This is a genomic window from Streptomyces sp. NPDC015130 (assembly GCF_043080005.1).
In the GTDB taxonomy this organism is placed as follows: Bacteria; Actinomycetota; Actinomycetes; order Streptomycetales; family Streptomycetaceae; genus Streptomyces.
In genome coordinates this window covers 18,896-43,412 of record NZ_JBIBVC010000023.1, presented here as the reverse complement: position 1 = coordinate 43,412, position 24,517 = coordinate 18,896, and the positions used below count along the sequence as shown (strand labels likewise).

Below are 24,517 nucleotides of genomic sequence, written 5' to 3'. Positions count from 1 at the left end.
GAACTCAGATCCCCACCGTGAAACCGCTGGACCAGCTCTGCATCGTGGCGACCATGTTGTCCCACACGCCCGTGAGGAGCAGGAGGCCGGTGACGATCATCATGCCGCCGCCGATCCGCATCACCCACGCGTAGTGCTTCTTGACCCATCCGAACGCGCCGAGGGCCTTGCGGAAGGCGACGGCGGCGAGGACGAACGGTACGCCCAGGCCGAGGCAGTACGCGAAGGCGAGTATCGCGCCGCGGCCCGCGCTGGCCTGCTCCAGGGCGAGGGCGTTGACGGAGGCGAGCGTCGGGCCGATGCACGGGGCCCAGCCGATGCCGAAGAGCGCGCCGAGGATCGGCGCGCCGACCAGGCCGGCGACGGGCTTCTTGTGGAAGCGGAACTCTCGCTGGGTGAGCCAGGGCATCAGGCCGAGGAAGAACACGCCCATGAGGATCATGAGCGCGCCGAGGACCAGGTTGAGCGTGTCGCTGTACTTCTGGAGGTAGGTCCCGAAGTAGCCGAAGAGGGCCCCGCCGGAGACGAACACGGCGCTGAAGCCGAGGACGAAGAGGAGGGCTCCGGCGGTCATCCGGCCGCGGCGATTCTCGGCGAGGTCGGTGCCGGTGACCCCGGTCACGTACGACAGGTAGCCGGGGACGAGCGGGAGCACGCACGGCGAGAAGAAGGAGACCAGACCGCCGAGGACCGCGATGGGCACGGCGAGCAGCAGGGCTCCGCTGGTGACCGTCTCGTTCACCGGCTCACTTCTCCTTGAGGAGAGGCTCGATCATCGACCGGAGCTTCGTCTCGTCGAGCGCCATCAGGGCCCGGGCGGCGATCTTGCCCTCCTTGTCGAGGACGACGGTGGAGGGGATGCCCTGGAGGCTGAGGGTGCCCTTGGGGAAGCCGAAGAGGATCAGCTCGCCCTGCGGGTCGTAGAGGCTGGGGTAGGGCACCCCGTAGTCCTCCTCGAAGGCGAGGGCGGGCTGCTTGTTGGGGTCGCGGGTGTTGAGTCCGACGAACTCGACGCCCTTGCCCTTGAGGTCCTTGGCGACCTTCGCGAAGTGGGGGGCCTCGGCGCGGCAGGGTGCGCACCAGGAGCCCCAGGCGTTGAGGACGACGACCTGGCCCTTGAGGTCGGCGACGTCGAGCTGCTTGCCTTCGAGGGTTTCGCCCGCGAGCTCCCCGGGGGTCGCCCGCTGGCCCTTGGCGGCTGTGGAGATACCGCCGCCGCTGGTCACGAAGTTGGTGTTGCCACCGCCGCCGGACTTGCCGTTGCTGTCGCCGCTGCACGCCGAGAGCATGAGGGCGGCGGACAGCACTCCGACGGCGAGCAGGGTGCGTCGTGGGGCACGGCTAAGGCTCATGTGAAAAGTTTCGCATGGGCGTTTGGGGGATCTTGGGCACCCCCCTACGTGCCCGTAAAGCCCCTTGTCAAGATCGCCTAAGCGGTCGGTTGACGACCGGGGCCGGTCAGGCGGGCCTGAGGAAGGTGTTCCAGCCGCCGGCGGGCTTCTGTCCGACCTCCAGCGTACGGAGTTTGGCCAGGATCTTGGGGTCCTGGACGTCGAGCCAGTCCACGAACTGCCGGAAGGAGACGAGCCGGACGTCCTTCTTCCCGGCCATGCCCTTGAGCGCGTCCTCGACGGCGTCCATGTAGATGCCGCCGTTCCACTGCTCGAAGTGGTTGCCGATGAAGAAGGGGGCGCGGTTCGATCCGTACGCGCGCTGGAAGCCGCCCAGGAGGGCGTCGGTGGCCTGCTTGCGCCAGCCCGGGTAGCGGGACGGCATGCCCTTCGTCGTGTTCTTCGACTGGTTGGCTAGCATGTTGTAGTCCATCGAGAGGACCTCGAAGGAGTGCCCGGGGAAGGGCACGGCCTGGAGCGGGAGGTCCCAGACGCCCTGGCGCTTGGTGGGCCACATCTGCCGGCCGCCGGGCGAGCTGGCGTCGTAGCGCCAGTTGAGGCGCTTGGCGGTGGGCAGCAGGTTGTCCTGGCCGAGGAGGCAGGGCGTACGGCCGCCGACGAGTTCCTTGGAGTAGTCGAAGGGCAGCGGGTCGAGGTCGGTCCAGCCGCTGTTCGTCTTCCACTCGGTGACGAACTTCGTCGCCTGGTCGATCTCGCTCTGCCACTGGGCCGGGGTCCAGTTGCCGACGGAGCCGGAGCCGCCGCAGAAGTGCCCGTTGAAGTGGGTGCCGATCTCGTGGCCCTCCAGCCAGGCCTGCCGGACGTACTTCAGCGTGTCCTTGATGTGATCGTCGGTGAGGTAGCCGATGTCGGAGGCGCCGACGCGGTTGTTCGGCGGACGGTAGAGGTTCTTCTTCGACTCGGGGAGGAGGTAGATCCCGGAGAGGAAGAAGGTCATCGCCGCGTCGTGGTTCTTGGCGAGTTCGAGGAAGCGGGGGAAGAGGCCGTTGCCGACCTCGCCGGCGCCGTCCCAGGAGAAGATCACGAACTGCGGCGGGGTCTGGCCGGGTTCGAGCGGCACGGGGGTGTCGGGCTGGTGCGGCTGCTTGCCGGTGTCGGCGGTGGAACCGTCGCCGATGAGCTTGGCGTCGTCCTTGGTGGGGGTGGGGGTGCTCGGCTGCCCCGACGCGTCACCGCCCTTGGCGGGTCCGGAACGTCCAGGCTTGTCCTGGTTGTTGCCTCCACAGCCGGCGATCCCGACGGCCGCGGCCGCGCCGACGCCCGCCCCGAGGAGCCCCCTTCGACTGATCCCGATGTTCCCGCGCATGACATCCCCATTCGCGCTGACGTATGAGACGTATGAACTCAACGTCATCCAAACCGACAATGAGTGAGATGCCGGGCGGAACACGGAGGTTCCGGAAAATCGCACATAAATTTCAGGCGTAGATCAGAAATAGCACAGGGCGACCGGATGGCATGTACACCACCCGACCGCCCTGACGATGGACCTCTTCGCCCCCGCTGTCCAGGGGGACAGCGGGACGACGCCCGACGACGGACCCCACGAGGCCCGGCCGCGGACCCCACGAGGCCCGGACATGGACCCGTGAGGCCCGGCCACGGACCCGTGAGGCCCGGCCACGGACCCGTGAGGTCCGGGCCATCCGCCTGCGGGACTACGCCCCGAAGGCCTTCGACTTCCCCTTGACCGGCTTCGCCCCGGCCAACAGGTGCGCCGGGACGAGGTCCCGGGCCGGCTCGCTGTACCCGACCGAGACGATCTTGTCGCCGCGGTACGTGAACGAGGTCAGCGAGGCCAGCGTGCACTGCCGCCGCCGCGGGTCGTGCCACAGCCGCCGCTTCTCCACGAAGCTCCGGACGATCCAGATCGGCAGCTGGTGGCTGACGCAGACCGCCTCGTGCCCGCGCGCCGCGTCCTTCGCCGCGTCCAGCGCGCCCATCATGCGGACGACCTGCTCGACGTACGGCTCGCCCCAGGACGGCTGGAACGGGTTGGTCAGGTGCTTCCAGTTCCCCGGCTTGCGCAGGGCCCCGTCCCCGACGCCGAAGGTCTTGCCCTCGAAGACGTTCGCCGCCTCGATGAGCCGCCCGTCGCTCGCCAGGTCCAGACCGTGCGCCTTGGCGACCGGCATCGCCGTCTCCTGCGCCCGCTCCAGCGGGGAGGCCACGACGTACGTGACGTCCCGCCCGGCCAGGTGCTCGGCGACCCGGTCCGCCATCTGCCGGCCGAGCTCGGAGAGGTGGTAGCCGGCGCGGCGGCCGTAGAGGACGCCGTCCGGGTTGTGGACCTCGCCGTGCCGCATCAGGTGGACGACGGTGATGTCCTCGTCCTTGGTGCCGTTCTCGCTCATGCGGTCGCCTCCGCGGCGGCACGGGCGGCGGCCGGCAGCGCGGCGGCGATCCGCTCGATCGCCCGCTCGTCGTGCGAGGCCGAGACGAACCAGGACTCGAAGGCGGACGGCGGCAGGTAGACGCCGTCGGCCAGCATCGAGTGGAAGAAGGCGTTGAAGCGGAAGGCCTCCTGCTGCTTCGCCTCGTCGTAGTTCCGCACCTCGTCGGCCGTGAAGAAGACCGAGAACATGTTGGAGGCGGTCTGCAGCCGGTGCGCGACGCCCTCCTTCGCCAGGGCGCCGGTGACGAGCCCCTGGATCTCCTTCGACACCGCGTCGACCTTCGCGTACGCGGCGTCGTCGAGCAGCCGCAGCTGCGCGAGCCCGGCGGCGGTGGCGATCGGGTTACCGGAGAGCGTGCCCGCCTGGTAGACCGGGCCGGCCGGGGCCAGGTGCCCCATGACGTCGGCGCGGCCACCGAACGCGGCGGCCGGGAAGCCGCCGCCCATGACCTTGCCGAAGGTCAGCAGGTCGGCCTTGACGCCGTCCACGCCGTACCAGCCGGCCTTCGACGTACGGAAACCGGTCATCACCTCGTCGGAGATGTACAGCGCGCCGTTCTCCCGGCACACGTCCGCCAGGCCCTGGTTGAAGCCCTCCGCCGGCGGCACGACGCCCATGTTGCCCGGCGACGCCTCGGTGATCACACAGGCGATCTCGCCCGGGTGCGCGGCGAAGGCCGCCCGCACCGCTTCGAGGTCGTTGTACGGCAGCACGATCGTGTCCCCGGCCTGCGCGCCGGTCACGCCGGGCGTGTCCGGGAGGCCCAGGGTCGCGACCCCGGAACCGGCCGCGGCCAGCAGCGCGTCCACGTGACCGTGGTAGCAGCCGGCGAACTTGACGACCTTGGCGCGCCCGGTGAAGCCGCGGGCGAGCCGGATCGCGGACATCGTGGCCTCCGTACCGGAGGAGACGAGCCGGACCTGCTCGACGGGCTCGACGCGCGCGACGATCTCCTCCGCGAGCGCGACCTCGCCCTCGCCCGGCGTGCCGAACGAGGTGCCGCGGGCCACGGCGGCCTGCACCGCGGCGGTGACCTCCGGGTGCGCATGGCCGAGAATCATCGGCCCCCACGAGCAGACCAGGTCGACGTACTCACGACCGTCCGCGTCGGTGAGGTACGGACCGGTACCGGAGACCATGAACCGGGGCGTACCGCCCACGGCTCGGAAGGCACGCACCGGTGAGTTCACGCCGCCGGGCGTCACGAGGGACGCGCGGTCGAAAAGCGTCTGTGAGACTGGGGCTTCGTATGAATACGGCACTGTGATCCTGACCTGCGAGTACGGCTGCGAGTACGGCTTCGAGTACAGAGGAACGGTGTGGGCACCCTGAGATCACGCCGGGGCGGCGATCGGCCGCGTCTGCGAAACTGGGGCGTCAGAGGGATGGCTCACGGAATCCATGGTGTCAGAGGCCACGGCGTTCTTGCGGACAGGTGTTTCACCGTACGAACGCGGGGGAGGTCACTGACACGATGATCGGGTTGCGCGGCGGGGTCGTGTTGCCGAGAAAAAGCAGTCGGGTGGAGATATGCATCGCGGTGGCGGACCGGGCGAGGGGACGGACGACCTGGGTCCGGAGTCTGCCCGGCGGGGGAGGCACCGGCGCCGGCGGGCGGACGGGCCGACTCCCGGCGCGCCCGGCGCTCCGGGAAGCCCTGACGCCCCGGGGGAATCGACACCCGCGAGCGGAGGCGGGCGGTCGTTGGGCGTGACGTACAAGTACTTCGGCGCGCCCGACGGCGCCACGGCGGCCCGCGTCCCGATCTCGATGCGCCCGGAGGAGCTCGGCGGCGACGAGCTCGGCATGGGCGGCATGTTCACCAAGATCAAGCCGGAGACGATAGCGGCGATGGTCCTCACGGGCATCCAGGGCATGCCCCTGCACAAGGTGCCCCCGCTGGAGCTCGTCGTGCTGCACCCGGACTACGCCGTGGTGAAGCTCCCGATGACGGTGGTCGACCCGCTGCGCGCGATCGGCGAGGAGTCGGTCGGCGCCGCCGCCTTCATCTGGTCCACGGTCCCCGACCGCGGCGGCCCGCGCGACGCCTTCGACGTCTACCAGCTGCTCCACGAATGGCAGGACTTCTCGGTACGCCTCCACGAGGCGGGCCACCAGCCGTACTGTCTGGTGTGGCCGTAAGGGGACCGGCTCCTACCGGTCCCGCTCCCCCGGCGGCCCCTCCGCCCCCGGCCCCGTCCGCTTCCCCTCCGGCCCCGGCGGTCCCTGCGACCCCGGCTTCCCCTGCTCCGCCCGCTCCCTCAGCCGTCGCTGCTCCCGCTGCTGCTCGACCAACTCGCGGGCCGAGGCGAGCCGGTACGGCACGTCGATGACGACGACGTTCTTCATGAACAGGAGCCGCGTCTTCAGGCGCAGGGCGCTCTGGTTGTGCAGCGGCTGCTCCCACCAGTGCCCGACCACGTACTCGGGGATGACGACCGACACCACCGAGTCCGGCGACCGCTCGGGCAGCTCCCGGACGTGGCGCACGACGGGCTGGACGAGTGAGCGGTACGGGGAGCTGAGCACCCTCAGGGGCACGTCGATGCCATGGGCCTCCCAGGTCGCGCGGAGCACCTCCGCCTCCGCCGGGTCCTCGGCGACGGTGACGGCCGTGAGGGAGGCGGGCCGCAGGGTCTTCGCGTAGGACAGGGCCCGCAGGCTGGGCGCGTTGACCGAGGCGACCAGGACGATGACGTGGTGCGCGGCCAGCGCGCGGGGCCGCGCGCCGGCGTCGACCGCGACCTCGGCGGCGACGGCGTCGTAGTGCCGGCGCACCCCCTTCATCCCGGCGAAGAGCACCGGCATCGCGATCACCACGAGCCAGGCGCCGTGGGTGAACTTGGTGATCAGGACGATGACGAGGACGACCGCGGTCAGGCAGGCGCCGAAGGCGTTGATCGCGAGGCGGCGCCGGATGCTGTGGCGGTCGGCGGCCCCTCCCGGGCCGGCCGCCGTGGCGGGTCTGGCGAGTTCTCGCCGCCAGTGCTTGACCATGCCGGCCTGGGAAAGGGTGAAGGAGACGAAGACGCCGATGATGTAGAGCTGGATCAGCCGGGTCAGCTCCGCGTCGAAGGCGACGATCAGGGCGACGGCGGCGAGCGCCAGGAGGACGATGCCGTTGGAGTGGACGAGCCGGTCCCCGCGGTGGAAGAGCTGGCGGGGCGCGTAGCGGTCGCGGCCGAGGACCGAGGCGAGCATCGGGAAGCCGTTGAAGGCGGTGTTGGCCGCCAGGATCAGGACGCCCGCGGTGACGGCCTGGAGTGCGTAGAAGAGGACGTGCCAGTCACCGAAGGTCGCCCGGCCGATCTGGGCCAGCGCCGTGGACATCGGGGTGCCGGGGGCGAGCCCGAGCTCGGTGGGGTCCTCGGCGACGTGGACCTCGTAGACCATCGCCAGCACGGTGATCCCGAAGAACATGGTCACCGAGAGCGCCCCCATGATCGCCAGCGTCATGGCCGCGTTGCGGCTCTTCGGCGGGGCGAAGGCCGGGACGCCGTTGCTGACGGCCTCGACACCGGTCAGCGCGGTACAGCCGGAGGCGAAGGCGCGCAGGGCGAGGAAGACCAGCGCGATCCCGGAGTAGGTCGAGACGGCGTTCACGGGCAGGTCGGCGGACTCGGCGCGGATCGTCGACCCGGTCGCCATGCGCACGGCGGCCACGGCGAACATGACGTAGATGACGGCGATGAAGGCATACGTGGGAATCGCGAACCAGCGCCCCGACTCCCGCACCCCCCGCAGGTTCAGCCAGGCCAGCACCGCCACAAAACCCACCGACATGGCCACCGCGTGCCCGTCGAGCGCGGGCACGGCCGAGGTGATCGCGGCGACCCCCGAGACGACCGACACCGCGACGGTCATCACGTAGTCGATGAGCAGGGCGGAGGCGGCGGTGAGCGCGGCGGTCTGCCCCAGGTTCTCGGCGGAGACGACATACGCCCCGCCGCCGCCCGGGTAGGCGTAGCAGGTCTGCCGGTAGGACGCCACGACGACCAGCAGCAGGACGACGATGCCGACCGCCGCGTACCAGGTCAGATGGAGCACGGCGAGGCCGCCGAGGGCGAGGATCAGCAGGATCTCCTCGGTCGCGTAGGCGACGGAGGAGAGCGGGTCGCTGCAGAAGATCGGCAGGGCGAGCTTCTTGGGCAGCAGGGTCTCACCGAGCCGTCCGCTGTCCAACGGACGTCCCACGAGCAGGCGTTTCGCCGCACTTCCAGCTCTCATAAGTGCTGAAGTTAGGACGAATGGTATGTAATGCGCGGATGCCGCGCCCTGCGGGAGCCCCTTACGAGAAAGGACGTCACGCGTGAGCGGAGTACGGAGCGGAGTACGGATGGCCGGCGAACCCATGCAGATCGGCGAGGTCGCCGCACGGACGGAACTGTCCCTGCGCACCATCCGCCAGTACGAGGACAGCGGCCTGGTGGTGCCCTCCGCGGCCTCACCCGGCGGCTTCCCGCTCTACACGGACGCGGACGTCTCCCGGCTCATGGTGATCCGCCGGATGAAGCCGCTCGGCTTCACCCTGGACGAGACCCGCGAGCTGCTCACGGCCGTGGACCGGCTGACCGAGGACCGGCCGGGCACGGACACGGAACTCGCGCCGGAGGACCGCTCGGCGCTGGTGACCCGCGTCCGCCGCTACGAGCAGGCGGCCGCGGAGCGGGTCACCGAACTGCGGACCCAGCTGGCCCGCGCGGAGGAGTTCGCCACATCGCTCCGCACCCGGCTGTCCTCGACCCCGGCGTGACCCCACGCCTGTGGTCAGGCAGGCTTCAGGCGGCCAGGGCCTCGGCCAGCTCGCGGAAGAACCGCGCGTAGGCGGCGGGGCTCGGCGGGGTCTCGGGGTTCCACGCGGCGAGCCGGGTGCCGGGCGGGGTCTCGTACGGCGGGACGGCGTGGAACCGGTTGTCGAAGAGGATCAGGTCCGGGCCGAGCTCGGCGACCCGGCCCCAGTCGGCGGTCAGCCAGTTCGCGCCGGGCCCCGGGCCCGGGTCGAGCAGCCGGACGCCGAGCGCCGCGAGCCGCGCCAGCTCGGGCCAGGCCTGCGGACGGGCCAGATGGACCTGGTCGGGACCGGCCCCGGAGAGCGCGAGGACGGCGAGCCCGGTCCGCCCGGCGACCCCGCGCAGAACGGCCTCGGCCTCCGCCACACCCGCCGGGCCCACGGCCGAGCCCGCCGAGGGGCCCGCCGAGGGGCCCGCCGAGGGGCCCGCCGCCGACGGGTCGCCCGTCACCGGCGCCCCGGCGCGGAGCGAGGCGCCCAGCGCCCCGAAGCGGCCGAGGATCTCCGGAAGCGTGAGCTCGTTGCCGACGGACAGCGCGACGAGCGGCACCCCGAGCCGGTCGGCGACCGCCTCGTCCAGCGCGTACGGGCTCTTCCCGTCGTACGTGACGTCGACGACCAGATCCGGCCGCAGCTCCCGCAGTACCCCCTCGTCCAGCGCCCGGCCGGGGCCCAGGTACGGCACCCCGGCCGCCTCGAGCCCGCCCGCCTTGGCCGGGTCGTACCCCGGACCGTCGTGCCCGGAGCCGTAGACCGCAACCGGCCTCACCCCCAGATCGAGCAGCGCCGCCCCGGCCCGTACGTACGCCACGACCCGCTCCGGCACACGGGCCGCCCCCGGTTCCGTACCCCTGTCGTCCGTGAAACCCCATGGCTGTGCTCCGGACATACGGCTGCTCCTCCCCGGCGAACCGCCTGCTGCCTGCTGCCTGCCCCGTCACCTTGGAGCGGTTCACCGGCCCGCACAAGAGGGCCTGTGGCGGCTCCGGGCGACCACCGCCGCCCGGCCGGGACTTCGGTCCCGGTCCCCCCTGCCGAAAGTCCCCCAGGTTGGTGTTAACTGAACGGGTCGGGAGGAAGCAGTAGGAATCACCAGCGCCTCCGTGCACGCGCGCCACCTGCCGGGGCGCGGCGCGTACGGACGGCCCTCACGTCCTGGAGCGAGCCATGTCCTTGCCCGACCAGTTCTCCGACCCCCGCGTCCTCACGCTCTTCGGGCTGCTCGCCGTGTCGACGGCCGTGTGGCTGACGCTGGGCCTGCGGTCCCGCGCCCGGGCGCGCCGCCACCGGGCGGCCGGCCCGCTGGCTCGCGTCTGGCACCCGCAGGAGTCGGTGCAGCTGACCCCCGCGGAGGAGCACGCCTTCGGCCAGGTCGTCTCCCGCCTCTCCCTCGGCGCCCCGGGCCGCCTGCGCTGACCCGGAACACCGGCAGGACCCACGGGCCGGAGGGCGCGCCGGACCGCGCAACACGCCCTAGGGCGTGTTGCGAAAGTAGCGCCGGCCGCCCGAAGGGCGGGCCCGACGGCGTCTGGTGCGTGCGATCGCAAGGCGGAGGGTCGCCCCGATACTGGATGTATCGGGGTGATCCCGACAACGCGGCGAGCGTGCGTGCCAGACGCCGTCGGGCAGGCGGGACTTTCGCAACACGCCCTAGCCTCCGGACGCCCGGGACCGTAAGCCGTCAGCCCCCGGACCGCCGAGGAGCGCAAGCCCCGACCGCCCAGGACCGCAGGCCATCAGACCGCCCAGGCCCGCGGATCGCGCCCCGTCACGGCGAGCAGCCGCTCGAACTCCGTCGCCCCCTCGGGCAGGTCGACGCCCTCCCCGAAGACGTTCATCTTCCGGGCCATCGGTGCCATCCGCTCCACCTCCTCCACCAGCCCGGCCACCACGGCCGGATCCGGTTCGAAGCCGCGCCCGGTGGCCCGAGCGAGGTCCCAGACGTGCACGGTCAGATCGAGCAGGACCATCGACCCGACCGTCCGCGCGGGCAGCCCCATGGCCCCGGAGGTCCCCTCCTCCGCGCCGGGCGCCGACCAGGCGGCGACCAGCTTCCCGGTCTCCAGCGAGAACCGCTCGCGCCAGCCGTCCTCAGCGAGCCGGTCCGGGGTCTCGGAGAAGTCGGCCGCCTCCTTGGCCGCGAGGGCCTGGAAGTTCACGACGACGGCGAAGAGGTGGTTCAGCAGGGCACGCACGTCGTACTCGGAGCAGGGCGTGGGCGCACCGAGCGAGTCGTCGGTGGTGGCACCGACCACGGGTGCTGCGTGGGCGGCGGCGGAGCGGAGCAGATCGGCGATGCGGGGCGGGGCTTCGTTCGTCATGCCCCGACGCTAGGGGCACCCGCCGCCCCGGTCTTGAAGAAACGCGCCGCCCCACTTCCTCGTCCCCGACATCTCCGCGCGGGGACGGCCCTACCATGCGGACCATGTCCGCCACCGCCCCGTCCCCGCGCCGGGACACCCGCGGCATCGTCGACCCCGCCGAGCTGCTCGCCCGCGTCCGCTTCCGCCGCCACACCCCGGCGCCGGAGCTGCGGCCCTACCTGGAGCACTACTGGCTGATCGACTGGAAACTGGCGGAGCCGTACGAGACCCGGGTCGTCCCGCACCCGTCGGTGAACATCGTCTTCCAGCGCTACGGCCCCCTCGACGCACCGCCGGACGCGGCCGAGTCCTCCGCCGAGGTCGCCGGGATCGGGCTCGGCCTGTTCACGCAGAAGCTCACCGGCCGGGGCCGGGTCTGCGGGATCCAGTTCCGCCCCGGCGGCTTCCGCCCCTTCGCGCCGGCGTGGCCGGTGTCGGCCTGGACGGGCCGCCGGACCCCCCTCGCGGACGTCTTCACGGCCGGGCCCGGCCAGGACGCGGGCACCGCAGCCGTCATCGCACACCCCGGCCGCCCCGACGACCCCGGCCCACTCCCCGCGGTCCTCTCCCCCGACGGCGAGCACGCGCGCGTGGCGGCGCTCGACGCGTTCCTCCTGGCCCACGGCCCCGCCCCCGACCGGGCCGCCGAGCTGGCCATGGAGCTCGTGGACCTGATCCGCACGGACCGGGGGCTCCGCAGGGTGTCCCGGCTGGCCGCGGCGTCCGGTCTGTCGGCGCGCTCGCTCCAGCGCCTCTTCGCCGGCCACGTGGGCGTCGGGCCGAAATGGGTCATCCTGCGCTACCGCATCCACGAGGCCCTGGAGCGCGCCGAGTCCACGGGAACGGCGGGCGCCCCGGACTGGCCCCGCCTCGCGGCCGAGCTCGGCTACAGCGACCAGGCCCACCTCGTACGGGACTTCACGACGACCATCGGGGTGCCGCCGACCGCGTACGCCCGCACGGTGTCAGTGCCCTGACCTACCGTGCGGGGCATGACCGACACCGCCGCGCACACCTCGCCCGTACGCCTGGAGCCCTGGTCCGAAGAGGACGCGGGGCTGCTGCGCGCGCTGAACGCACCGGAGCTGATGGAACACCTCGGCGGCCCGGAGACGGAGGAGCAGCTGGCCGGCCGCCACCGACGGTACGTGGCGCTGAGCGCCGACGGCACGGGCGCCGGACGGATGTTCCGGATCCGGCTGCTGCCGGAGGACGTGGTCGTGGGCAGCATCGGCTTCTGGGCACAGACCTGGGACGGCGAGCCGGTGTACGAGACGGGGTGGACCGTGCTGCCGGGCTTCCAGGGCCGGGGCGTGGCGACCGCCGCCACGCGCGCGGTGGCGGCGGAGGCCCGGGCCGCGGGCACCCGCCGGCACCTGCACGCCTTCCCGTCGGCGGACAACACCGCGTCGAACGCGGTGTGCCGGAAAGCGGGTTTCGTCCTGCGCGGCGAGCGCGGCTTCGAGTACCCGCCGGGCCGCCCGATGCGCTGCAACGACTGGCGCCTGGACCTCGGCCAGGCCCTGTCGTCACACTCCCGTCGTCCGCCCGCCGGGCAGGCGGGAGTGTGACGACAGGACCTAGGGCGTGTTGCGAAAGTAGCGCCGCCCGCCCTTCGGGCGGCCGGCGGGACTTTCGCAACACGCCCTAGGAGGCGTCGCCGTCCGGGCCGCCGACGGGCCGGACGAAGTGGAAGGCCGCGATCTCGAAGCGCTCGCGCAGGTAGAAGCGGTGGGCTCCGGTGCGGTGGGTGCCGGAGTCGAGGTTCAGCTCACGGCAGCCGGCCGCGCGGGCGTGGCCGTCCAGGTGGGCGATGAGCTCGTGGCCGACACCGGTGGAGCGGTCGGCGGCGGCGGTCACCAGGTCGTCGACGTACAGCTGCCGCAGGGAGCTCGTGTTGTTGACGATCCGCCAGCCGGCCGCGCCGACACAGCGCCCGGCGTCGTCGTAGGCGGCACTGAACCGCAGACCCTCGGCGTGCCCGGCCTCGTACACCTCGCGGAAGAGCTCCGGAGTGAGGTGCGGGCGGAGCTCCGAGAGGACCGGCAGGAGGTCGCTCTCCAGCCGGGGATCGCCCGGCCCAAGGTCGATGATCTTCATGCCGGGACCGTACCCCAGGGCGAATTCCCTGGCCCCCCACGAGCCCCGGTGCCATCCTGTCCCGGTGAACGGACCGGAGATCATCATCAGTTTCGCCCCCGGCCTGCGGCTCTTCGTCTCGGCGGAGCGGCGCTCGGGACGCACCGCCGTGACCACCGACGGCGTCTCCTCGCTCGGGCACGTCGTGGAGTCGCTCGGCGTGCCGCTCACCGAAGCGGGGCGGCTCCTCGTCGACGGCCGGAGCGTGACCCCCGCGCACGTCCCGGCCGCGGGCGAGACGGTCGAGGTGGAGGCGGTCACCCGCCCCCAGCCCGTGCCGGGCGCGCCGCTCCGGTTCCTGCTCGACGTGCACCTCGGCACACTGGCCCGCCGGCTGCGCCTGCTCGGCGTCGACGCGGCGTACGAGAGCGAGGACATCGGCGACCCCGCACTGGCCACGCGCTCCGCGGAGGAGCGGCGGGTCATGCTCTCCCGCGACCGCGGCCTGCTGCGCCGCCGGGAGCTGTGGGCGGGCGCCTACGTCTACAGCGACCGGCCGGACGACCAGCTCCGCGACGTGCTGGAGCGGTTCGCGCCGCCCCTGGCGCCCTGGACCCGCTGCACGGCCTGCAACGGACGGCTGTCCGACGCCGACAAGGACGCCGTCCGCGAGCGGCTGGAGCAGGGCACGGAGAAGACGTACGACGTCTTCGCGGAGTGCGTGGACTGCGGCCGGGTCTACTGGCGCGGCGCCCACCACGCCCGCCTGGAGGCGATCGTCTCCGAAGCGGTCCGCGAGTTCGGCGGCGCGGGCGCCCACTAGAGAACCCTAGGGCGTGTTGCGAAAGTAGCGCCGGCCGCCCGTCGGGCAGGCGGGACCTTCGCAACACGCCCTAGAAGACGTACGGGTCCCCGGTCGCGAGCACGAGCACACGGTGCCGGTCGTTCCCCGGGTTCCGGTCGGCCGCGCCGGCCCGCCAGGCCGTGGTGATCTCCACGGTCAGCTCGTCCGGGAGGCCGGCGGTCCTCAGGTCGAGCGCCAGCTCACCGACGGCCCCGGCGGCCCGGAGCTCGCCCGTGCGGCAGGACACCACACGGTCGCTGCTCCACAGACAGGCCGGCGGCAGCTCCTGGGCCCCCGCCATCGGCTCGGAGAAGGCGAGCCGGACCGTCGCCTGGGAGAGGTCGGTGGGCCCGTGGTTCTGGCTGACGAGCCAGACCCCGACCCGCCCGTCCCACAGGGAGACATGCCCGTGATGGGCGAGATCGGCCTCGACCAACGGAACACCGGGATGGGCAAGATCGGCCCCGGCCACCGGAACACCGTGAGGGGCGAGATCGGCCCCGGCCACCGGAACACCGACCCCGACACCCGCACCCGCACCCGCACCCGCACCACCCGCCCCGGCATCGGCGGCACTCACCCCTGCCCCCGTCACCACCGAAGCCGCGAGCACAACCCCCACCACAACCTTCGACATTCCTCGCATAACCACAAAATACCCACATCACATCCACCCGCCTGAGACCCCATCAGCCCGCGTGTCCCCGGGACCTGACACCCTGCCCCCATGCCGATCGCCCGCTCCGCAGTCCTCTTCGTCCTCGCCGCCCTCTTCGAGATCGGCGGCGCATGGCTCGTCTGGCAGGGCGTACGGGAGCACCGCGGCTGGATCTGGATCGGCGCCGGCTTCCTCGCCCTCGGCGTCTACGGCCTCGTCGCCACCCTCCAGCCCGACGCCGAGTTCGGCCGCGTCCTCGCCGCCTACGGCGGGGTCTTCGTCGCGGGCTCGCTCCTCTGGGGCATGGCCGCCGACGGCTACCGCCCCGACCGCTGGGACGTCATCGGCGCGCTGATCTGCCTCGCCGGGATGGCCGTGATCATGTACGCCCCACGCGGCCGCTGATCCCCGCCCCGCCCTATCCTGGCCGGGCGATCCACGGAATCGACCACCTGCGCGAGGAGCACGCCACCATGACCGCCGCCGGCACCCCCATCGCCGTCATCACCGGAGCGAGCAGCGGCATCGGCGCCGCCACCGCCAGGCAGCTGGCCGCCGCCGGCTACCGCGTCGTCCTCACCGCCCGCCGCAAGGACCGCATCGAAGAACTCGCCGCCGAGATCAACGACGCCGGCCACCAGGCCACCGCCTACGCCCTCGACGTCACCGACCGCGCCGCCGTCGACGAGTTCGCCACCGCCTTCCGCACCCTCGCGGTCCTCGTCAACAACGCCGGCGGCGCCCTCGGCGCCGAGTCCGTCGCCACCGGCGACCCCGACGACTGGCGCCGGATGTACGAGGTCAACGTCCTCGGCACGCTCCACATGACCCAGGCCCTGCTCCCGGCCCTCACCGCGAGCGGCGACGGCACCGTCGTCGTCCTCTCCTCCACCGCGGGCCACGCCACCTACGAGGGCGGCGCCGGCTACGTCGCCGCCAAGAACGGCGCGCGCGTCCTCGCCGAGACCCTCCGCCTGGAGATCGTCGGCACCCCGGTCCGCGTGATCGAGATCGCCCCCGGCATGGTCAAGACGGACGAGTTCGCCACGACCCGCTTCCGCGGCGACACCGAGAAGGCCGCCAAGGTCTACGCCGGCGTGGCCGAGCCCCTGACCGCGGACGACGTGGCCGACACCATCACCTGGGCCTGCACCCGCCCCCCGCACGTCAACATCGACCTCCTGGTCGTCCGCCCCCGCGCCCAGGCCTCCAACACCAAGGTCCACCGCGAGCTCTGACACGTCCGGGTGAACGACCTCGATCACCCACACGCCGACCGAAGACCCGCTCTGACGTCGAAGACAACTCCATACAGAACGGCCCTCGGCAGGGATTGCACTCCCCGCCGAGGGCCTCACCATCCGGAAGGCAGAACTTCCCATGGCTGAACAGGCCCCTGCCGCCGCAGCCACCGCGCTCGACCGCACCGAGCAGAGCTGCTTCATGCGTCTGTGGCGTCTCCGCACAGGCCAGACGCCCATGCCCGCCCAGTAGGCCAGCACGAAGCGGAAAACGGGGTGCCACTGACGTGGCACCCCCCTTTTTTTCGCCCTCAGCCCTTCACACAGATGACCTGCTTCAACTTGGCGACGACCTCCACCAGGTCCCGCTGCTGCTCGATCACCTGCTCGATCGGCTTGTACGCGCCCGGGATCTCGTCCACGACGCCGGAGTCCTTACGGCACTCCACACCCCGCGTCTGCTCCTCCAGGTCTCGCGTCGTGAAGCGCTTCTTCGCCGCGCTCCGGCTCATCCTCCGGCCTGCGCCGTGCGAGGCGGAGTTGAACGACGCCGCGTTCCCCAGGCCCTTCACGATGTACGAGCCCGTACCCATCGAGCCCGGGATGATCCCGAACTCTCCCGAGCCGGCCCGGATCGCACCCTTCCGGGTGACGAGCATGTCCACGCCCTCGTACCGCTCCTCCGCCACGTAGTTGTGGTGGCAGGAGATGACGGCGTCGAAGGTCACTCGCGCCTTACGGAACTCTCTCCGCATGACCTCCTGGAAGAGCGCCATCATGATCGCGCGGTTGTACTTGGCGTACTCCTGCGCCCAGAACAGGTCGTGCCGGTAGGCCGCCATCTGCGGAGTGTCCGCGACGAAGACGGCCAGGTCACGATCGACGAGCCCCTGGTTGTGCGGCAGCTTCCGCGCTTCGCCGATGTGGTACTCGGCGAGCTCCTTCCCGATGTTCCGGGATCCGGAGTGCAGCATCAGCCACACCGAGCCCGAAGAATCGATACAAAGTTCAACAAAATGATTCCCTTGGCCAAGGGTTCCCATTTGCGTAACCGCCCGGTCTCGCCGGAACTTCACCGCGTCCGCGACCCCGTCAAACCGCGACCAGAAGTCGTCCCACCCCGCCGTCGGGAACTGGTACAGCCTCTTCGGGTCCACCGCCTCCCGGTGCAGCCCACGCCCCACCGGGATCGCCTGCTCGATCTTCGACCGCAGCCGTGACAGATCGCCCGGCAGGTCGTTCGCCGTCAGTGACGTCTTGACCGCCGACATCCCGCAGCCGATGTCCACACCGACCGCCGCCGGACACACCGCGCCCTGCATCGCGATCACCGAACCGACCGTCGCGCCCTTGCCGTAGTGCACGTCCGGCATCACGGCCAGGCCCTTGATCCAGGGCAGCGTCGCCACGTTCTGCAGCTGCTGCATGGCGCCGCCCTCCACCGAGGCGGGGTCGGCCCACATCCGGATCGGTACTTTCGCCCCCGGTACCTCTACATACGACATACTTCCTCGATTCCCCCGAAAAGTCTGATAACGCAAAAACCGGAGCCAAAGCCCGTACAGGTGACAGGGGACCGGCATCAACGGCTGCGTGTGCGATAGACATTGTGTCCATCGGCCGGGTTCGCGCGGCAAACAGTTTTCTGGAAAGACTTCGGGTGAAGGGAGCCTGGGACCGTGCAGCGAAAGAGGTACGCATCCGGTCGCACCGGGTCCACGGCACGCAACGCCGTCGTCCTCACCAGCGTCATCGGACTGGGCCTCGGGCTCGGCCTCACCGGATGTTCGGCGGGCCCGACGACCGACGATCTCGCCGTCGACGCCAAGGCCGGCCCCGTCGTGGCCGTCGCACCCCCCGGCCGCTACCGCACGCTCTTCGAGCCCTGCGGCGCCGTCCCGCAGGGCACGCTCAAGGACCTGCTCCCGGGCGCCGCCGCCCTGCCCGACGCCGAGCGCGGCAAGGCGTACCGCGGCGTCGCGGCCGTCACGTACGACACCGACCGGCGCGTGGGCTGCACCTGGAAGGCCGACAGCCCCGAGACCTCCCACCGGCTCGCCCTCGACATCGAGCGGGTCGTCTCGTACGACCCCGCCGTCAGCGACGACGCCCGGGCGCAGGAGGTGTACGTCCGCAAGCAGCTCGCGGCGGGCATCCCCCTGCCCCCCACGACCCCGCCCACCCCCACCGGCACGACCACGACCACGGCCACGGGCGCCGCCTCCGGCACCGCCACGCCCCCCGCGGCACCCCCCGCGACCAAGAGCGGCACGGGCACCGCCGCTCCCACGGGCAAGCCCTCCACGGCCTCGGCCCCGCCCTCGGGAGCGCCTTCCGTCGGCACGCCGCCCACCGGCCCCACGCCGAGCGCCACCGGTCTGGAGCCCCGCGGACTCGAAGGCCTCGGTGACGTCGCGTACCTCGACGACGCCCTGAGCACCGTCGGCGCGAACGGCCACCAGCGCGTCGTCAGCGTGGTGTTCCGCACATCGAACGTCATCGTGACCGTCTCCTACCGGGAGCAGACCACCGGTTCCGCGGAGGCCCCCGACAGCAAGGAACTGCAGGAAAAGGCCCGGAACCTGGCCCGGATGCTCGCCGAGCGCCTGGAGGAGTAGCCGTTCCGCTCCGATCCGTGAGCGGACGGCGACCACGTAACGTGTCGGCGTACCCGTGGCCGCCCGATGGCCGTGGCCGCCGACCGGCCGGCCGGACCGTACGACAAGCGACTGAAGGAACCATGCAGCGATCAGCCTCGCGACTCCCCCGCATACTCGCCTGCGCAGCCGTCCCGGTGATGCTCGTCGCCGCCGGCTGCTCCTCGGACTCGGGCGGCAGCGGCGGCTCCGGCAAGCAGGGGACGCAGGACAAGACCTCCGCGTCGGCGTCCGCCACCCCGACCCCCTCGCCGACGCCGACGGTCGAGCCGGCGAAGTTCGCGAAGCTGCCCGAGGTCTGCAAGTCGGTCTCGGCGAAGACGATCGGGTCCCTGGTGCCCGACGCGAAGAACAAGAAGGGCACGCCGGCGGCCTCCAGCGACCTGGGCAGCCGTGGCGGCTGCTCCTGGAACGGCCTGGACGACAAGGGCGTGGACGGCTCGCAGTACCGCTGGCTCGACGTGTCGTTCTACCGGTACGCCTCGGACGTGTCGCTCGGCAGCGGCGAGGAGCGCGCGCGGGAGAACCTGACGAAGGAGCTCGCGAAGGTCCAGGAGACGCCGGGCGCGAAGAAGCTGAAGACCACCACGGCCTCGGGGATCGGCGAGGAGGCGAAGGCGGTCTCGTACAAGCTGCGGAAGACGGACGAGGACTTCGTCTACGCCTCGGTCGTCGCGCGGACGGGCAACGTGCTGGTCCTGCTCTCGTACAACGGCGCCGGGTACGCGGGTGCCGACGCCCCGTCCGAGAAGAAGATCATGGATGGCGCGGTGAAGGCCGCCAAGGAGGCCGTGGCCGCCGTGGCCGCAGCCAACAAGTAGTCACAAACCAGCGCAGACGGAGACATCCGCGTGGAGCCCGTCCCTCCCCAGAGGGCCGGGCTCCGCGCGCATGTGCCAGTCTGTGCGCGCGAGATGTCGTTTGACGGGAGGGTCCGCGGGTGGCCGCGATGCAGCTGACACGCACACACCGAATACTCATCGGCCTCGTCATCGCCGGTGCGCTGATCATCGCGGGGATCGGTTTCGCGGGCTCGTACGCCGCTGTCCGCGAGCTCGCGGTGGCCAAGGGCTTCGGTACCTTCTCGTACTTCTTCCCCATCGGCATCGACGCGGGCATCTGTGTCCTGCTCGCCCTGGACCTGCTCCTGACCTGGCTGCGGATTCCGTTTCCGCTGCTGCGGCAGACCGCGTGGGTGCTGACGGCGGCGACGATCGCCTTCAACGGCGCGGCCGCGTGGCCGGACCCGCTGGGTGTCGGGATGCACGCGGTGATCCCGGTCCTGTTCGTGGTGGCCGTGGAGGCCGCGCGTCACGCGGTGGGCCGGATCGCGGACATCACGGCGGACAAGCACATGGAGGGCGTGCGGCTGACGCGCTGGCTGCTCTCCCCGGTGCCGACGTTCCGTTTGTGGCGCCGGATGAAGCTCTGGGAGCTCCGCTCGTACGACCAGGTCATCAAGTTGGAGCAGGAGCGGTTGATCTACCAGGCGCGGCTGCAGGCCCGGTTCGGTCGCGGGTGGCGGCGCAAGGCGCCGGTGGAGGCGCTGATGCCGCTGCGGCTGGCGCGGTACGGGGTGCCGCTGGCGGAGACGGCGGCGGCGGGTCTCGCGGCGGCGGGCATCGAGCCCGCGGTGCTGCCGCCCGCGGAGGGCCAGGCGCAGTCGCAGCCGGTCGCGCTCGCGCAGCTCCAGTCGGCGGCGCTGCCGGCGCAGGTCCCGGCGCAGGTCCCGGCACAGGTCCCGGTCGGGCCGCAGGCACAGGCGCAGGTTCCGGTCGGGCCGCAGGCGCAGGTGCCGCAGCAGGCGCAGGCCCCCGTGGGGCCGGTGAATCACGAGAGCCACTGGTTCGACGCCTCGCAGGTCTCCCCGGCGTCCTATGAGGGCAGCTACAACCCGCAGATCGTGGAGGGTCTGGAGCCGACGCCGGTGCCGGTGCCGCAGGGGCCCGAGGACGTCCCGGCGCCGGGCCCGGAGGAGTTCGTCGAGTACCCGGAGTACGTCGAGCGGCAGGAGCCGCACGCGGACGAGTTCGAGGACGTCGTCTACAAGGTCCTGGGCGCGTACGTGATGGAGCACGAGCGGCTCCCCGCCGAGGCCGAGCTGGCCCAGCTGGTCGCCGAGCAGTACGGCCTCCAGGAGTTCCCCGACGCCGACATCGACCTGCTGCGGCGGGCGATGCCGAGGGCGCAGGAGCGGGTCCAGCAGGCGAGGGCCGACGTCGACACCCCGTAGGGGTCCTCGTCCATGTGAGCGGAAAGGGCCGCCACCCGGATTGCGGGTGGCGGCCCCTTCACGTGCTCACGTGCTCACGTCCTCACACGCTCACGCGCATGCGCACGCGCACGCTCACGCGCCGAGGAGCTTGCGCACCCGCTCCGCGCCGACCGCGAGGAGCAGCGTGGGCAGGCGCGGCCCGGTCTCGCGGCTCACGAGGAGCTTGTAGAGCAGGGCGAAGAAGGCGCGCTGGGCGAGCTTCAGCTCGGGTGTCGGCTTGGCCTCGGGGTCGAGACCGGCGAGGACCTTCGGGACGCCGTAGACGAGCGTGGTGAGCCCGTCGAGCGACCAGTGGGTGTCCAGGCCCTCCAGGAGGAGCCGCAGCGAGTCGCGGCCCTCGTCGTCCAGGGTGCCGAGGAGCTCGGTGTCGGGCTCCTCGCGGACGATGGTGCGCTGGTCGGCCGGGACCTGGTTGGTGATCCAGTTCTCGGCGCGGTCGAGGCGCGGCCGGACCTCGTCGAGGGAGGTGACCGGGTTCTCCGGGTCGAGCTCGGTCAGGATCCGCAGGGTCTGCTCGTCGTGGCCGGCCGTGATGTCCATGACCGAGGCGAGCGTGCGGTACGGCAGCGGGCGCGGCGTGCGGGGCAGCTCGCCGGCGGCGGTGCGGGCCGCGCGGGTGTGGGCCGCGGCGTCGGCGGGGAGGACGGTGCCGTCCGCGACCTTGGCCTCCAGCTTGTCCCACTCGTCGTAGAGCCGCTGGATCTCCTGGTCGAAGGCGATCTTGAAGGACTGGTTGGGCTTGCGGCGGGCGTACAGCCAGCGCAGCAGCGGCGCTTCCATGATCTTCAGCGCGTCGGCGGCGGTCGGTACGCCGCCGCGCGAGGAGGACATCTTGGCCATGCCGCTGATGCCGACGAAGGCGTACATGGGGCCGATGGGCTGGACGCCGTCGAAGATCTCGCGGACGATCTGGCCGCCGACGACGAAGGAGGAGCCGGGCGAGGAGTGGTCGACGCCGGAGGGCTCGAAGATGACGCCCTCGTAGGCCCAGCGCATGGGCCAGTCGACCTTCCAGACCAGCTTGCCGCGGTTGAACTCGCTGAGCTTGACGGTCTCGGCGAAGCCGCAGTTCGTGCAGGTGTAGGCGAGCTCGGTGGTCTCGTCGTCGTACGAGGTGACCGCGGTCAGGTCCTTCTCGCACTGTCCGCAGTACGGCTTGTACGGGAAGTAGCCGGAGGCGCCGCCGGAGCCGTCGTCCTCGGCGGCTGCGCCGGAGCCCTCCTCGGCCTCCAGCTCGGCCTCGTCGAGGGGCTTCTGCGACTGCTTCTTGGGGGCCTTCTTCGTCCGGTACTGGTCGAGGATGGCGTCGATGTCGCCGCGGTGCTTCATGGCGTGCAGGATCTGCTCGCGGTAGGCGCCGGCGGTGTACTGCTCGGTCTGGCTGATGGGGTCGTACTCGACGCCAAGCTCGGCCAGGGACTCGACCATGGCGGCCTTGAAGTGCTCGGCCCAGTTCGGGTGGGGCGAGCCGGCGGGGGCCGGGACGGAGGTCAGCGGCTTGCCGATGTGCTCGGCCCAGGACTCGTCGATGCCCTCGATGCCGTTCGGCACCTTGCGGTAGCGGTCGTAGTCGTCCCAGGAGATGAGGTGGCGGACCTCGTGTCCGCGGCGGCGGATCTCGTCGGCGACCAGGTGCGGGGTCATGACCTCGCGGAGGTTGCCGAGGTGGATGGGGCCGGACGGGGAAAGACCGGACGCGACGACGACCGGTTTGCCAGGCGCACGTCGCTCCGACTCGGCGATGACCTCGTCCGCGAAACGGGAGACCCAGTCGGTCTCGGTGCTGCTCTGAGCCACGGTCGGTACGTCCTTCTTCCTGAGGGGTTCTGCCTGACAGCCCTACGTGAGCCATTCTCCCAGACGGAAGGGCGCGCTCCGAGGTTGTCCACAGGCGGAGAAAACACGTTGCTCTCCCATGGGACACTTGACAAGCGAAATAGACCTGACGGACTCAACAGGAACGGAAGCTCATGGCCTCGGTCCCTTCCCTCGCTTCGACCGTGCAGCAGCGCCTCGCGGACGGACTCTCGGCAGCACTGCCGGAGGCCGCGTCCGCCGACCCGCTGCTGCGACGAAGCGACCGGGCCGACTTCCAGGCCAACGGCATCCTGGCGCTGGCCAAGCAGCTCAAGGGCAATCCGCGTGAGCTGGCGACGAAGGTCGTCGACGCGATCCCGGCGAACGACGTGCTGAAGGAGATCGAGGTCTCGGGCCCCGGCTTTCTGAACATCACGGTCACGGACTCGGCGATCGTCGAGACCCTCGCCGCGCGCGCGGCCGACGCCCGGCTCGGCGTGCCGTTCAACGAGTCGGCGGGGACGACGGTCATCGACTACGCCCAGCCGAACGTGGCGAAGGAGATGCACGTCGGGCACCTGCGCTCCGCCGTGATCGGCGCCGCGATGGTGGAGATCCTGGAGTTCACGGGCGAGAGCGTGGTCCGCCGGCACCACATCGGCGACTGGGGCACCCAGTTCGGCATGCTCATCCAGTACCTGATCGAGCACCCGCACGAGCTGGACCACAAGGCCGACGGCGAGGGCGCCGACGCCTCCGGTGAGGAGGCCATGTCGAACCTGAACCGGCTGTACAAGGCCTCGCGGAGCCTCTTCGACTCGGACGAGGAGTTCAAGACGCGGGCGCGTGCCCGGGTCGTGGACCTCCAGGCGGGCGAGCCGGAGACGCTGGCGCTGTGGCAGCGGTTCGTGGACGAGTCGAAGATCTACTTCTACTCGGTCTTCGAGAAGCTCGACATGGACATCGACGACCCCGACATCGTCGGCGAGTCCGGTTACAACGACATGCTGGCGGAGACCTGCCGCATCCTCGAGGAGTCGGGCGTCGCCGTCCGCTCCGAGGGCGCGCTGTGCGTGTTCTTCGAGGACGTGAAGGGCCCGGACGGCAACCCGACCCCGCTGATCGTCCAGAAGTCCGACGGTGGCTTCGGTTACGCGGCGACGGACCTGTCCGCGATCCGTGACCGCGTCCAGAACCTGAAGGCGACGTCCCTGCTGTACGTGGTGGACGCCCGTCAGTCGCTGCACTTCAAGATGGTCTTCGAGACGGCCCGCCGGGCCGGCTGGCTGAACGAGGACGTGAAGGCCGTCCAGCTGGCGTTCGGCACGGTCCTCGGCAAGGACGGCAAGCCGTTCAAGACCCGTGAGGGCGAGACGGTCCGGCTGGTGGACCTGCTGGACGAGGCCGTGGACCGGGCGACGGCGGTCGTGGCGGAGAAGGCCGAGAAGGTGGGCCTGAGCGAGTCGGAGATCGCCGAGAACGGCCGGTTCGTGGGCATCGGCGCGGTCAAGTACGCCGACCTGTCGACGTCCGCCGCGCGCGACTACAAGTTCGACCTGGACCAGATGGTCTCGCTGAACGGCGACACGTCGGTCTACCTGCAGTACGCGTACGCGCGGATCAGGTCGATCTTCGGGAAGGCCGGCGACCGTGCGCCGCTGGCCCACCCGGAGCTGGAGCTGGCCCCGGCGGAGCGCGCGCTCGGCCTGCACCTGGACCAGTTCGGCGAGGTCGTCGCCGAGTCGGCCACGGAGTACGCCCCGCACAAGCTCGCCGCGTACCTGTACCAGCTGGCCTCGCTGTACACGACGTTCTACGACCAGTGCCCGGTCATCAAGCCGGAGCCGGCGCGGGAGGTCGCGGAGAACCGCCTCTTCCTCTGCGACCTGACGGCGCGCACGCTCCACCAGGGCATGGCCCTCCTCGGCATCCGCACCCCCGAGCGCCTCTGACGCCCGGAGCGGCATCCTCCTGAGGCGAAGCCCCCGGTACGGGCCGTACCGGGG

At 71.4% G+C, this 24,517-nt stretch carries 24 protein-coding genes; 12 read left to right on the top strand and 12 right to left on the bottom strand.

From position 1 onward, the window contains the following. Positions 1-4: 4 nt before the first annotated feature. The 5 genes from ACF08F_RS34070 to hemL all read right to left on the bottom strand — a co-directional run bounded on the left by ACF08F_RS34070 (position 5) and on the right by hemL (position 5,070). Positions 5-742: a cytochrome c biogenesis CcdA family protein gene (locus ACF08F_RS34070; protein WP_392302399.1), complete on the bottom strand. Its 738-nt coding sequence runs from the start codon at positions 740-742 to the stop codon at positions 5-7. Between the two features lie 4 nt (positions 743-746). Next, positions 747-1,352: a TlpA family protein disulfide reductase gene (locus tag ACF08F_RS34065; RefSeq protein ID WP_392302398.1), complete on the bottom strand. Its 606-nt coding sequence runs from the start codon at positions 1,350-1,352 to the stop codon at positions 747-749. Between the two features lie 106 nt (positions 1,353-1,458). Next, positions 1,459-2,718, bottom strand: coding sequence for a hypothetical protein (locus tag ACF08F_RS34060; RefSeq protein ID WP_392302397.1), 1,260 nt, complete (start codon positions 2,716-2,718; stop codon positions 1,459-1,461). 352 nt (positions 2,719-3,070) lie between these two features. Further along, positions 3,071-3,766, bottom strand: coding sequence for a histidine phosphatase family protein (locus ACF08F_RS34055; RefSeq protein ID WP_392302396.1), 696 nt, complete (start codon positions 3,764-3,766; stop codon positions 3,071-3,073). Next, positions 3,763-5,070 (bottom strand): glutamate-1-semialdehyde 2,1-aminomutase, encoded by a 1,308-nt coding sequence (gene hemL, locus ACF08F_RS34050; protein ID WP_392302395.1) that lies wholly within the window; start codon positions 5,068-5,070, stop codon positions 3,763-3,765. Before hemL ends, ACF08F_RS34055 begins: the two co-directional genes overlap by 4 nt. Positions 5,071-5,338: 268 nt before the next feature. Here hemL and ACF08F_RS34045 point away from each other — a divergent pair, with 268 nt between their 5' ends. Continuing rightward, on the top strand, positions 5,339-5,950 hold the full coding sequence (locus ACF08F_RS34045; protein ID WP_392302394.1) for a hypothetical protein: 612 nt from the start codon (positions 5,339-5,341) through the stop codon (positions 5,948-5,950). A gap of 12 nt (positions 5,951-5,962) precedes the next feature. Here ACF08F_RS34045 and ACF08F_RS34040 read toward each other — a convergent pair whose 3' ends face one another. Further along, positions 5,963-8,035, bottom strand: coding sequence for an amino acid permease (locus ACF08F_RS34040; protein ID WP_392302393.1), 2,073 nt, complete (start codon positions 8,033-8,035; stop codon positions 5,963-5,965). 109 nt (positions 8,036-8,144) lie between these two features. Here ACF08F_RS34040 and ACF08F_RS34035 point away from each other — a divergent pair, with 109 nt between their 5' ends. Continuing rightward, entirely contained in the window at positions 8,145-8,561 is a 417-nt protein-coding gene (locus tag ACF08F_RS34035; RefSeq protein ID WP_392302449.1) for a MerR family transcriptional regulator, read from the top strand. A gap of 25 nt (positions 8,562-8,586) precedes the next feature. On the opposite strand, the gene ACF08F_RS34030 is transcribed toward ACF08F_RS34035, so the two are convergent. After that, on the bottom strand, positions 8,587-9,486 hold the full coding sequence (locus tag ACF08F_RS34030; protein ID WP_392302392.1) for an ABC transporter substrate-binding protein: 900 nt from the start codon (positions 9,484-9,486) through the stop codon (positions 8,587-8,589). Positions 9,487-9,764: 278 nt separating this feature from the next. On the opposite strand from ACF08F_RS34030, the gene ACF08F_RS34025 reads away from it, so the two are divergent. Beyond that, complete coding sequence (locus ACF08F_RS34025) at positions 9,765-10,013, top strand: hypothetical protein (protein ID WP_392302391.1); 249 nt, start codon at positions 9,765-9,767, stop codon at positions 10,011-10,013. A gap of 320 nt (positions 10,014-10,333) precedes the next feature. On the opposite strand, the gene ACF08F_RS34020 is transcribed toward ACF08F_RS34025, so the two are convergent. Next, positions 10,334-10,918 (bottom strand): TIGR03086 family metal-binding protein, encoded by a 585-nt coding sequence (locus tag ACF08F_RS34020; RefSeq protein WP_392302390.1) that lies wholly within the window; start codon positions 10,916-10,918, stop codon positions 10,334-10,336. Between the two features lie 104 nt (positions 10,919-11,022). Between ACF08F_RS34020 and ACF08F_RS34015 the strand changes: the two genes are divergently transcribed. Next, entirely contained in the window at positions 11,023-11,937 is a 915-nt protein-coding gene (locus ACF08F_RS34015; protein WP_392302389.1) for a DUF6597 domain-containing transcriptional factor, read from the top strand. A 15-nt stretch (positions 11,938-11,952) separates the two neighbouring features. Next, positions 11,953-12,531, top strand: a complete 579-nt coding sequence (locus ACF08F_RS34010) for a GNAT family N-acetyltransferase (protein ID WP_392302388.1) — start codon at positions 11,953-11,955, stop codon at positions 12,529-12,531. Between the two features lie 76 nt (positions 12,532-12,607). Here ACF08F_RS34010 and ACF08F_RS34005 read toward each other — a convergent pair whose 3' ends face one another. Further along, on the bottom strand, positions 12,608-13,060 hold the full coding sequence (locus ACF08F_RS34005; RefSeq protein ID WP_392302387.1) for a GNAT family N-acetyltransferase: 453 nt from the start codon (positions 13,058-13,060) through the stop codon (positions 12,608-12,610). Positions 13,061-13,124: 64 nt separating this feature from the next. Between ACF08F_RS34005 and ACF08F_RS34000 the strand changes: the two genes are divergently transcribed. Beyond that, complete coding sequence (locus tag ACF08F_RS34000) at positions 13,125-13,862, top strand: Mut7-C RNAse domain-containing protein (protein ID WP_392302386.1); 738 nt, start codon at positions 13,125-13,127, stop codon at positions 13,860-13,862. A gap of 70 nt (positions 13,863-13,932) precedes the next feature. Here ACF08F_RS34000 and ACF08F_RS33995 read toward each other — a convergent pair whose 3' ends face one another. Continuing rightward, positions 13,933-14,319: a hypothetical protein gene (locus tag ACF08F_RS33995; protein ID WP_392302385.1), complete on the bottom strand. Its 387-nt coding sequence runs from the start codon at positions 14,317-14,319 to the stop codon at positions 13,933-13,935. Between the two features lie 291 nt (positions 14,320-14,610). Here ACF08F_RS33995 and ACF08F_RS33990 point away from each other — a divergent pair, with 291 nt between their 5' ends. Both ACF08F_RS33990 and ACF08F_RS33985 read left to right on the top strand, forming a co-directional pair. After that, positions 14,611-14,946 carry a YnfA family protein gene (locus ACF08F_RS33990; protein ID WP_392302384.1) on the top strand — a complete coding sequence of 112 codons (336 nt, stop codon included), beginning with the start codon at positions 14,611-14,613 and terminating at the stop codon, positions 14,944-14,946. 68 nt (positions 14,947-15,014) lie between these two features. Beyond that, positions 15,015-15,779, top strand: coding sequence for an SDR family NAD(P)-dependent oxidoreductase (locus ACF08F_RS33985; RefSeq protein ID WP_392302383.1), 765 nt, complete (start codon positions 15,015-15,017; stop codon positions 15,777-15,779). A 314-nt stretch (positions 15,780-16,093) separates the two neighbouring features. On the opposite strand, the gene ACF08F_RS33980 is transcribed toward ACF08F_RS33985, so the two are convergent. Next, positions 16,094-17,287: an RtcB family protein gene (locus ACF08F_RS33980; protein ID WP_392302382.1), complete on the bottom strand. Its 1,194-nt coding sequence runs from the start codon at positions 17,285-17,287 to the stop codon at positions 16,094-16,096. A gap of 174 nt (positions 17,288-17,461) precedes the next feature. Here ACF08F_RS33980 and ACF08F_RS33975 point away from each other — a divergent pair, with 174 nt between their 5' ends. The 3 genes from ACF08F_RS33975 (at position 17,462) to ACF08F_RS33965 (ending at position 20,672) form a co-directional block, all read left to right on the top strand. Beyond that, on the top strand, positions 17,462-18,400 hold the full coding sequence (locus ACF08F_RS33975) for a DUF3558 domain-containing protein (RefSeq protein WP_392302381.1): 939 nt from the start codon (positions 17,462-17,464) through the stop codon (positions 18,398-18,400). Positions 18,401-18,522: 122 nt separating this feature from the next. Then, positions 18,523-19,260 (top strand): DUF3558 domain-containing protein, encoded by a 738-nt coding sequence (locus ACF08F_RS33970; protein WP_392302380.1) that lies wholly within the window; start codon positions 18,523-18,525, stop codon positions 19,258-19,260. Between the two features lie 128 nt (positions 19,261-19,388). After that, entirely contained in the window at positions 19,389-20,672 is a 1,284-nt protein-coding gene (locus ACF08F_RS33965; protein ID WP_392302379.1) for a DUF2637 domain-containing protein, read from the top strand. Positions 20,673-20,786: 114 nt separating this feature from the next. Here ACF08F_RS33965 and lysS read toward each other — a convergent pair whose 3' ends face one another. Further along, entirely contained in the window at positions 20,787-22,511 is a 1,725-nt protein-coding gene (gene lysS, locus ACF08F_RS33960) for a lysine--tRNA ligase (RefSeq protein ID WP_392302378.1), read from the bottom strand. A gap of 173 nt (positions 22,512-22,684) precedes the next feature. Between lysS and argS the strand changes: the two genes are divergently transcribed. Continuing rightward, complete coding sequence (argS, locus tag ACF08F_RS33955; protein ID WP_392302377.1) at positions 22,685-24,463, top strand: arginine--tRNA ligase; 1,779 nt, start codon at positions 22,685-22,687, stop codon at positions 24,461-24,463. Positions 24,464-24,517: the final 54 nt, after the last annotated feature.